Origin of the sequence: Marseilla massiliensis (assembly GCF_016899855.1) — a bacterium.
In the GTDB taxonomy this organism is placed as follows: Bacteria; Bacteroidota; Bacteroidia; order Bacteroidales; family Bacteroidaceae; genus Prevotella.
This window is the reverse complement of record NZ_JACJJG010000218.1, coordinates 1-988: the sequence shown is the minus strand read 5'-3', so window position 1 is coordinate 988 and position 988 is coordinate 1. Positions and strand designations below refer to the sequence as shown.

Below are 988 nucleotides of genomic sequence, written 5' to 3'. Positions count from 1 at the left end.
TTCGGACGCCGTGAGGGCAACATACCGGAACGCCCGACACTCTATGAGGAAGCCCCTTGGCTGTACAAGCGTGGCGGATGGTACTACCTGTTATGGGCCGGCGGCCCTATACCCGAGCACCTTGGCTATTCAATGAGCCAAAGCCCGACGGGGCCGTGGAAGTATGCCGGCACGCTGATGCCCACCGAAGGAGGCAGCTTTACCAACCATCCAGGCATAATAGACTACAAGGGCTCCACATACTTGTTCTACCATAACGGAGCGTTACCCGGCGGTTCGGGCTTTACGCGGTCGGTATGCGCCGACAAGGTAACCTTCAACGACGACGGGACCATAAGGCAAATGAAAATGACCGACGGCATACAGGAAGGCCTATTGCCGCTGAACCCTTACCGCAAGACGGAGGCAGAGACGATGGCTTATTCTGAATGGATGAAGTCAGACGCCAATAACGAAGTAGGAGTATTCGTCAACGCCATGCATGACGGCGCGTACACAAAAGTGAAAGGTGTTGATTTCGGCAGCGAAGGAGCGGCCAAGGTCACGGTACGCATTGGCACGACACACCATAGCGGGGTGACAATGGAAGTCAGGGCGGACGGTATTCAGGGCACGTTGCTGGCCACGCTGGACGTACCTATGACCGGAGGCGACGACCGTTGGGCGCTTGTCACAACCGACGTGGCCGGCATCAAGGGCGTACACGACCTGTACTTCGTATGCAAAGGCAACAAGCCGGGACGCCTGATGTATTTCGACTACTGGATGTTCCATCGCCGGAAATAATACGCATCGCGCAAAAAACAATAATTAAATATGGCGCGCAACACACCACGGGGCGCAAAATGGAAGTTTGTTCATAACGCTTTTATTTTGCGCTTCGCCGTTAAAGTATCATAACCGGATAAAACAGGCTGCGTCTCGGAAATGCTAAATAAAGTTTGTTTCTCGCACTTTTATTTTGCATTTCGCTCAACTTGCACTATCT

General features: G+C 53.2%; 1 protein-coding gene. It reads left to right on the top strand.

Features of this window, described 5'->3' with window-relative positions; translation table 11 throughout:
- On the top strand, positions 1–786 hold a 786-nt coding region (locus tag H6A34_RS14465), incomplete at its 5' end, for a carbohydrate-binding protein (protein WP_205106087.1).
- Positions 787–988 lie beyond the last annotated feature (202 nt).